The organism is Nitrospinota bacterium (assembly GCA_027619975.1).
GTDB lineage: Bacteria > Nitrospinota > Nitrospinia > Nitrospinales > VA-1 > JADFGI01.
This window is the reverse complement of the sequence record JAQCGX010000057.1, coordinates 1-9,044: the sequence shown is the minus strand read 5'-3', so window position 1 is coordinate 9,044 and position 9,044 is coordinate 1. Positions and strand designations below refer to the sequence as shown.

Annotated in this window: 6 protein-coding genes and 1 tRNA gene; 5 read left to right on the top strand and 2 right to left on the bottom strand. The window is 50.9% G+C overall.

Annotated elements, in window-relative coordinates:
* Positions 1–308: 308 nt before the first annotated feature.
* Positions 309–956 (bottom strand): pentapeptide repeat-containing protein, encoded by a 648-nt coding sequence (locus tag O3C58_13705; GenBank protein ID MDA0692907.1) that lies wholly within the window; start codon positions 954–956, stop codon positions 309–311.
* Between the two features lie 181 nt (positions 957–1,137).
* Between O3C58_13705 and O3C58_13700 the strand changes: the two genes are divergently transcribed.
* Positions 1,138–1,701 (top strand): hypothetical protein, encoded by a 564-nt coding sequence (locus O3C58_13700; protein MDA0692906.1) that lies wholly within the window; start codon positions 1,138–1,140, stop codon positions 1,699–1,701.
* A 3-nt stretch (positions 1,702–1,704) separates the two neighbouring features.
* Here O3C58_13700 and polA read toward each other — a convergent pair whose 3' ends face one another.
* Complete coding sequence (gene polA / locus O3C58_13695) at positions 1,705–4,377, bottom strand: DNA polymerase I (protein MDA0692905.1); 2,673 nt, start codon at positions 4,375–4,377, stop codon at positions 1,705–1,707.
* Between the two features lie 175 nt (positions 4,378–4,552).
* On the opposite strand from polA, the gene O3C58_13690 reads away from it, so the two are divergent.
* From O3C58_13690 to O3C58_13675, 4 genes are all read left to right on the top strand, one after another.
* Entirely contained in the window at positions 4,553–5,563 is a 1,011-nt protein-coding gene (locus tag O3C58_13690) for a KpsF/GutQ family sugar-phosphate isomerase (protein ID MDA0692904.1), read from the top strand.
* A 100-nt stretch (positions 5,564–5,663) separates the two neighbouring features.
* On the top strand, positions 5,664–8,300 hold the full coding sequence (gene alaS / locus O3C58_13685; GenBank protein MDA0692903.1) for an alanine--tRNA ligase: 2,637 nt from the start codon (positions 5,664–5,666) through the stop codon (positions 8,298–8,300).
* A 120-nt stretch (positions 8,301–8,420) separates the two neighbouring features.
* A complete protein-coding gene (locus O3C58_13680) occupies positions 8,421–8,768 on the top strand; it encodes a hypothetical protein (protein ID MDA0692902.1) in 348 nt (115 codons plus the stop codon).
* 64 nt (positions 8,769–8,832) lie between these two features.
* Positions 8,833–8,909 (top strand) — tRNA-Arg (locus tag O3C58_13675).
* Positions 8,910–9,044 lie beyond the last annotated feature (135 nt).

Below are 9,044 nucleotides of genomic sequence, written 5' to 3'. Positions count from 1 at the left end.
TCTTTACCAATAGTTTTACTGTTCACTGGGGCATAATACTTACGGGTTTTACTCTTGTAAAAACCCCATATTGTTCTGGTAGGTTTACCCATATTGTAATCAAACTTACGGGTATTATTTAACCAGATACTTACAACATGAAAACCATCGCCGCATCTCTTTGCGGGGCTTCCATTCCGGCGGTTATTTTTTATTTCCTGATGTAACAATCAAGTCCCACTTACCATCTATTCTCTGTACCCCTGCTGATTTCCGTTGGCCTCCCGGCCTTGGCGGGTGGCTTTGTCCCTCTCCTCCCAGAATAATTCCTATTGTTCTTCGCAATTATATTCCGTATCCGAGGTCCATTTTACTTTGAGATGGTTGGGAAATCGGGTGGTCTTATCCACCTTGGCCATTTTCAGGTCCTGGCACGATAATTTTCTGATTTGTCGTAGATCCGCACCCATAAGCAATACGTCCTTCAAACACGTCCCTTCCAGGTTGGACCCCTTGAGGTTGGCGCGCTGCAGATCGGCGCCTTCAAGGTCAGCGCCCTGCAAATGCGCCTGATGAACCTGAGCATCCTGCAGGTTGATGCCGCGCATATTGGCCTGCTTGAGATTGGCTCGCATGAGATAGGCTTCCCGCATATTGGCATTGCTCAAGTCCGCCTTAGGCAGAAATCCCTTTTCAAATTTGGCTCGACGCATATAAGCGCCGCTGAGATTGGCTTCGCTGAGGTTAGCGCCATAGAAATCCGCGCCGCTGAGGTTGGCCTTGGCAAGATTCGCCTTGTTGAGGTTGGCCCCGCTGAAATCGGCTTCACTGAGAAAAGCCTCGCTGAGGTTGGCTTCCCTGAAATCGCCCTTACTGAGATTGGCCTTCGCAAGATCTGCTTTACTGAGATCGGCGCCCTTGAGGTTGCCTTTTGAAGCAACGACTTTCCTTTTATCAACCCGAATCTCTTCCGACATGGTATTTGCGATTCCCTTTTCTATTGTTGCGATTCATTGTTTCGGCGCATCCTGCCGTTAGGGTAAATTTATTGGCAACTATCCTAACACACCTTTATTTATAACGAATCAAAGGTGATTTCTTTCATATTATCCAGTACCCGGCCCACCGGGTCAAACCCTATGGAGAGGGAACGTTGGTATGAGTGAGCATCATGATGCCGTGTTATACGAAATCCAGAAAACCGTCAGCGAGACCGTCGATCGCTCCCATAGAATTGCTGGCCCCCTGGCCTGCGATGTGGCGACCCGGCATTATGGCCTTGGGCTGATTGTCTGCCGGGGCTTTCTGGAACGCGAGATGAACAAAATTATCGAACTCCCTGAGCCTGGGAAATTCCCCAAACGGATGAAAAATATCACCGGCAAACCGGTGATCCCGGCAATCGACTTCTGGCATCATAAATTCGACCCGGAAGACAAATGGTATGGCTGGCAGGAATTGGCCAACTGTTTCCGGTTGGCGGATTGCTGTGTCGGCAACCAGATGAATCTCAGTGGACAAGGAGCGAGGGTCAAGGCCTTTCGCAAGCAATTGCAGGCGGGAGAGATCAAGGATAGTAAAAAGAAATCGATCCCCACCTATTTTGAGCTCGATTCCGCAGGCGAGCTGATATTAGCGAAGGAAGCGCTGAGCCGTTTCGCTCAGCTCACAGGCGAGTGGGTGCATTGGGTGGAGAAACATTTGCGCCGGAGAAAGAAGTAATAATCAATGCACTTCGTTCCAGTTGTGGCCCCAGCCCATATCGACGATGAGCGGAACGGAAAATTGATACACGCCTTCCATTTCCTGTTTCACCAGATCATGCATTTCTTCTTTTTCAGCGGGCGGGCATTCGAAAAGCAGTTCGTCGTGAACCTGCAGGATCATCTTCGATTGCAGTTTCTTGTGTTTCATTTGCCGAGATAGATTGATCATCGCCACCTTGATCAAGTCGGCGGCGCTTCCCTGAATCGGCGAGTTGATGGCGATCCGTTCCGCCGCCTCCCGCACCTGCCGGTTTTTACTGCCGATGTCGGGCAGGTAGCGTTTGCGATTCATGATGGTGGTGGTGAACCCCAGCTCTCGCGCTTTGGCAATGGCCCCATCCATGAAAATTTTGATGCGCGGATACAGAGCAAAATACTGGTCGATGAATTTCTTGGCTTCCTGCATGGAGATTTTTAATTGCCTGGACAGGCCAAAGGCGCTCAACCCATAAATGATACCGAAGTTCACCGCCTTGGCCATGCGCCTGGCGTCCTTGTCAACGGCATCCAGCGACGTTCCAAAAATTTCCGCCGCCGTCCGGGAGTGAATGTCTTCCCCCTTTTGAAACGCCTGAATCAAAGTTTCGTCGTCGGAAAGATGCGCCAGAATTCTAAGCTCGATCTGCGAGTAGTCCGCAGACAGCATGAGGTTGCCGTCCTCCGCGATGAAGGCTTTGCGGATCTCTTGCCCCATCTCCGTGCGGATGGGAATATTCTGTAAATTCGGGTCGCTGCTGCTCAAACGTCCGGTGGCCGCCACGGTCTGATTGAAAGAGGTATGCACCCGCCCGGTTTTTCGGTCGATCTCTTTTGGAAGCGCGTCCACGTAGGTCGATTTCAATTTCTGCAATTGCCGGTAGTTGTAAATTTTATCCGGCAATTCGTGTTGAGAGGCCAGCTCTTCAAGGACCGAAACGTCGGTCGAATATCCGGTTTTGGTTTTCTTGACGACCGGGAGCTTCAGTTTTTCAAACAAAATCACCGCAAGCTGTTTGGGCGAGTTGATATTGAATTCTTCTCCCGCCAGTGAATAGATGCTGATTTCACATTTCTGCATTTCTTTGTTCATCATCTTCGACAGATCGGCAAGGTGATGCTTGTCTACAAAGATCCCATTGACTTCCATTTCTGCCAACACTTCGAGCAGCGGCATTTCTATATCGTTGAACAGCTCGAGAAGCTCATCGGTCAACTTTGGCTGTAAATTTTTATACAAACGCCAGGTGATATCGGAGTCCTCCGCCGCGTATTCCGTGGCCCGCTCCACCTCGACCTCATCAAAACCGATCTGTTTGGCGCCCGTCCCCGCCACTTCCTTGTAGGTGATGGTTTTATGGCCCAATAGTTCCAGAGCTAAGTCGTCGAGACCGTGACCGCGCCGGGAGGGGTCGAGCACATAAGACGCCAGCATGGTGTCGAACTCAATCCCCTGCAAAAAGACGCCTTCACTTTGCAAAACGATCAGATCGTATTTGATGTTTTGTCCGACCTTTTTGATATTAGGATTTTCCAGAATGGGTTTTAATTTTTTGAACACCATTGCTTTATCCAGTTGCTCAGGAACACCCAGGTACCGATGCGTCAGCGGGATGTAACAGGCCTCGTGTTCTTTGAAAGCAAAAGAGATGCCCACCGTTTCGGCTTCGACGGGGTGCAGGCTGGTGGTTTCCATATCGAGGGCGAAAATGCTGGAAGAGTTCAGGTTGTCCAGAAGTTTCTCAAACGCTGTTTCGGTGAGAATGGTCTCATAGACATGTTGGGCCGGAGCAGACTCTTTTTCTTCCTTGGGAATCAGGGAAGAAAATTCCAGTTCTGTAAATAACCGGGTGAGCGCCTCACGATCGGTCTCCTGGGTCTTCATATCGCTGAGAGAGCAATTCAGGGTCAGGTTGGTATCGATGGTGACCAGTTGGCGGCTCAACAGAGCGTTTTCTTTATCCGTCGCCAGTTTTTCCTTTAACTTTTTTTTGTCGATTTCCTCAATATGCTCATACAGGTTTTCGATCGAATCGAATTTCTGAATCAGTTCGGCGGCGGTTTTAGGGCCCACTCCCTTTACGCCGGGAATATTGTCACTGGAATCGCCCATCAACCCCATCACTTCGATGACTTGTTCCGGGCCGACGCCAAATTTTTCGACCACGTCCTTTTTCTCAAACCGCTTGTTTTTCATCGTGTCCAGCATGTGGATGTCAGGACCGATCAACTGCATCATGTCTTTGTCGCCGCTGACGATGGTCACTTGCAACCCTGCGTTTTTCCCCTGCATAGCCAAGGTGCCGATGATATCGTCTGCCTCCACGCCAGGGACGCGGATGCTGTGAATGTTGTGGGCCTTGACAATAGGTTCAAAATACGGAAACTGCTTTTGCAAATCTTCTGGCGGCGCTTCGCGGTTGGCTTTATACTGGGGATACATTTCGTGACGAAAGGTTTTTTCCTTGCTGTCAAACGCAACAACGAGATAATCGGGGTTTTCATCGCGGACGACTCTTTGCAACATGGTGACAAACCCATACAGCGCGTTGGTGGGCAGACCCTTCGATGTTGAAAGGTTCTGGCGGACTCCGAAATAAGCCCGGAAAATATAGGAGGACCCATCTATCAGGTAGAGGGTTTCTTTTTTGCTCATGGCTTTGGGGGGTAAAAGTTTTCCGGAAGAAAGGCAGTGGAATATCCCCTCTGATCGACGAAAATTGATTATAGGGCCGGCGCATTGCCGAGTCCATTGAATTATGGTATGATACCACCCGGTTTAAACGCTAAAACTACTGAAAATAAAGGACTCCAGTGAGAATGAAACGGTGATGCGCGCATCCAAAAAACTCTCCACGCCAGGCTCGGTTCAGCAAACGCAGTCGCTGATCGAACGAGCCAAAAAGGTTCTTAAAATCGAGAGCGATGCGGTGGCCGGTCTCATCGGTAGAATCGATCAGACTTTTGCTCAGGTGGTGCTTGAACTGGACCGGTGTCAGGGCCATGTGGTGGTCGCAGGCATGGGCAAATCCGGGCTGATCGGCGCCAAGATCGCCGCCACCTTTTCCAGTATAGGCGTTCCGGCTGTTTTTCTGCATGCCGCCGAGGCCAGCCACGGAGATGTGGGGGTGCTTTCCAGAGGCGACGTGGTCATAGCGATTTCCAACAGCGGCGAGACTGAAGAGATCATCAAACTGCTTCCCACCCTCAACCGCATCAATTGTGCGCTGGTGGCGATGACGGGGAATTCAGACTCGACGCTGGCTAAAAGGTCCGACTATTTTCTCGATACCAGTGTTAAGGAGGAAGCCTGCTCTATCGGTCTGGTCCCGACAGCCAGCACGACGGCGGCTTTGGCTATGGGCGACGCCCTGGCAATGGCGCTGTTGGACCTGCGCGGGTTTCACGAAGAGGATTTTGCCCGCAACCATCCAGGCGGCAGTCTGGGACGAAAACTTCTCACGACCGTCAATGACCTGATGCATACTGGCGCTGAAGTTCCGAAAGTATTGGAAAACGCCAATATATATAAAGTGATTGAGGAAATGAGTAAGAAATGTCTGGGGACGACTTTAGTGGTGAACCCGGAGGGGGAGCTTAAGGGTGTCATCACCGATGGCGATCTTCGGCGGCTCATCGAAAAGAAAAAGGATATTTCAGATGTAGTGGCCAGTGATTTTATGGGAACCGGTCCCAAATGTATCCAAAAGGATCAACTGGCGGAAAAAGCGGTGCAGATTATGGAAGAACATACCATAACAGCCCTTGTGGTGATGGACGATGCCCGGAAGATTGAAGGGATCATCCATTTGCAGGATTTGCTCAAAGCAGGAATTGTTTGATTCTGTCACGGCCAAAAAATAATCCATTTAAAACCAAAATCCATCAAAGGTCCGATCAGCAAAAATGCTATAAGGAATCCTTTTGATTTGAAAGTTTGTTATGACCGGCAACGAGCTGAGAAAAAAATTCCTGAAATATTTTGAAGGGCAGGGCCATGTATTGGTGCCCAGCAGTTCGCTGGTTCCCAAGAGCGACCCCACCCTGCTGTTCACCAATGCGGGCATGGTCCCCTTCAAGAATGTCTTTCTGGGAGAGGAGCAGCGAGGCTACACCCGCGCCGCTTCCGTGCAGAAATGTGTCCGTGCGGGCGGTAAGCACAACGATCTGGAAATGGTGGGGCACACGGCCCGTCACCACACTTTTTTCGAGATGCTCGGAAATTTTTCTTTCGGCGATTACTTCAAGAAAGAGGCCATTCGATACGGTTGGGAATTTTTGACTGAGGAGATCGGGCTTCCGAAAGACAAACTCTATGTGTCCGTCTATAAGGACGACGACGAGGCGTTCGATCACTGGCACAAAGACATCGGTCTTGCCACGGACCGCATCTACCGCCTGGGCGACAAAGACAACTTTTGGGCCATGGGCGATACGGGCCCCTGCGGTCCCTGCTCGGAAATCTTCATCGACCAGGGCGAAGCCATCGGTTGCGGAAAACCCACTTGTGAAGTTGGTTGCGACTGCGACCGCTATCTGGAAATCTGGAATCTGGTGTTCATGCAATACGACCGCGATGCTTCCGGCAAAATGTCCCCCCTGCCGAATCCCTGCATCGATACGGGAATGGGGCTGGAACGTCTGGCGGCTGTCGTCCAGGGGCAGCACAGCAATTTCCATTGCGATCTATTGATGGGCCTGATGGACGAAGTCAGCCTAGTGACTGGCAAGTCTTATGGTCAAAAAAAGGATCAGGACGGGTCCATCCGCGTCATCAGCGATCACGCCCGTACGGCGGCTTTTCTGGTCGGCGACGGGGTCTTGCCTTCCAACGAAGGCCGGGGCTATGTGCTGCGTCGCATCATACGACGGGCGCTCAGGCACGGCAAACTGCTCGACCAATCGAAGCCCTTCTTCTATCGCATCACCGACAAGGTGATTGAAAATTACAAAGATGTGTATCCCGAGCTGGAAGTCCATGCCGGGTTCATCAAAAAAGTGGTCCTCAATGAAGAAGAAAATTTCAGCAACACGCTCAATATGGGGTTTCAGAGAGTTGAGGAAATTTTGCAGAATCTCAAAAAGAAAAATTCAACCACCCTCCCCGGTGAAGAAATTTTCAAACTTTACGACACCTACGGTTTTCCCGTAGACCTGGCCGAGGAGATGGCCAAAGATGCCGGCGTCGAATTGGATATGAAAGGTTTCGAGAAGGCCATGCAAAGCCAGAAGGAAAAAGCGCAGGCCTCCTGGAAAGGTTCGGGCGAGAAGGAAGTGGCGCCTTTCTTTAAGGAGTTTATCAAAAACTCTCCGGCGACCCTTTTTCAAGGCTACAGCAGTACGCATGGAGAAGGGAAAATCCTCGCTATTCTGAAAAATGGTGCATCCGTTGAAACCGCGTCCGTGGGCGACGAAGTGGAACTGCTCCTGGATCAAACGCCGTTTTATGGTGAATCGGGAGGACAGGTGGGAGACCAGGGGTTGGCGTTTAACCTGGAGGTCCACCTGGAAATAATGAATGCCACCAAACCCTTATCGGAATTGATCGTCCATAAAGCACGGGTGATGAGCGGGACTTTAAAAGTGTCGGATTGCCTGAAACTTGAGGTGAGCCCGGAAAAACGCGGCGCTACCGCATTGAATCATACCTCCACACATCTTTTACAAGCGGCGTTGCACGAGGTTCTGGGAGACCACGTCAAACAGGCGGGTTCGTTGGTAACCTCCGATCGCCTGCGGTTCGACTACACACATTTTTCCCCGCTCACCGAGCGCGAGAAAAACCGCATCGAAGCCCTGGTCAACGAAAAGATTCGCGAGAATATCCCGGTTGAAACTGAGGAAATGAAGATTGAAAACGCCATGAAGGCCGGGGCAATGGCGCTTTTCGGGGAAAAATATGGCAACGAGGTCCGGGTCGTTTCCGTCCCAGGATTCAGCAAAGAACTGTGCGGTGGCACGCATATCACGGCCACCGGGGATATCGGGCTGTTTCGGATCATCTCCGAGACTGGAATCGCCTCTGGCGTTCGGCGTATCGAGGCTGTTACAGGTAAAACCGCCTATGAAAAAATACAAGCGGAGAATGAAACCCTGAACGCCATTCGGGCTCTGCTCAAGGTGCAACCGGACGAGGAAGTCAGCCGGGTGAAAAAGCTCATCGAGAAGACCCGGGAAGCGGAAAAGGAAGTTGCTGCCCTCAAGGAAAAACTGGTGAGCGGCAAAGGGTCCAACCTGATGGATGAGGTGAAAAAGATTGGCGATGTGTCCCTTCTGCTGAAAATGGTCGATGGCATGGACGCCAAAACGCTCCGCACTTTCATTGACAATGCCAAGAATCAGATGGGTTCCGGGGTGGTTGTGGTGGGCACGGCTATCGATGGAAAAGTAATGCTCGCAGCCGGCGTCACCAAGGATTTGACCGACCGGTTTCAGGCAGGGGCGATTATCAAGGAAATTGCGGGCATTGTTGGGGGGAGCGGGGGAGGACGGCCCGACATGGCTCAGGCGGGAGGCACCAAAGTCGATAAAATTGGTGAAGCCCTGGCCAGAGTGGAGACGCTACTTAAGGAAAAATAAGCTGGAGGGCAATTTGCCGTTGCAGTATTGGTTTCTGTCCATTACCCTGTAATTATCCCCGAACAAATATAGTCAACCGAGCAGAACCCGGAATTTGGTACACCGAAAAGGACTCGAATTATGGATAAGGGCAAGCAAGAGGACCTGGATAGTAAATGGAAGACAATTGCCACGAAAGCGGTGACCGATGACGAATTCAAAAAGAAACTGGTGGACAAGCCGGTGGAGATCATGATTGCGCATGGGTTGACCCTTCCCGAGGGAGCGTCAATGAAAGTGGGGGTGGGCAAAATTCAGACTGTGGTCCCGCATGCAAAAGCATCCGATGAACTCAAAGAAGAAGTCAAATGGTGGCTGTGGCGTTTGAGCAGCATTCGCGAGTTTGGGCGAGATAAGCCGGGCAAAACTGTGGGCCATTTGTCCATGAGTGGACAGGAAGCGGATGACGATTCATCAGGAATGGGTTGATGGTCCTGGCGTAAATGAGGGAATTTAAAATTTTAATACCGGACAAATAATCAATCGAATAAATGCGCCCGTAGCTCAGCTGGATAGAGTGGCGGATTCCGGTTCCGTAGGTCGGAGGTTCGAATCCTCTCGGGCGCACCATATACGCAAGATTCTGTGGTGATTGGTAGTGAATTCCCGATTCATGGCGCATTCCTTTCCACCCTCAGACTTCTTGATCTTCCGCATCGTCCCCTGCTTCGTTTTCCAGCAGGAAGCGGTCTTTCAGGGCATGCA

What these genes read in the sequence shown, in the direction of transcription:
- O3C58_13700 (MDA0692906.1), top strand. Translation starts at nt 1,138, where the DNA reads ATGAGTGAGCATCATGATGCCGTGTTATACGAAATCCAGAAAACCGTC.
- O3C58_13705 (MDA0692907.1), bottom strand. Translation starts at nt 956, where the DNA reads ATGTCGGAAGAGATTCGGGTTGATAAAAGGAAAGTCGTTGCTTCAAAA.
- polA (MDA0692905.1), bottom strand. Translation starts at nt 4,377, where the DNA reads ATGAGCAAAAAAGAAACCCTCTACCTGATAGATGGGTCCTCCTATATT.
- O3C58_13690 (MDA0692904.1), top strand. Translation starts at nt 4,553, where the DNA reads ATGCGCGCATCCAAAAAACTCTCCACGCCAGGCTCGGTTCAGCAAACG.
- alaS (MDA0692903.1), top strand. Translation starts at nt 5,664, where the DNA reads ATGACCGGCAACGAGCTGAGAAAAAAATTCCTGAAATATTTTGAAGGG.
- O3C58_13680 (MDA0692902.1), top strand. Translation starts at nt 8,421, where the DNA reads ATGGATAAGGGCAAGCAAGAGGACCTGGATAGTAAATGGAAGACAATT.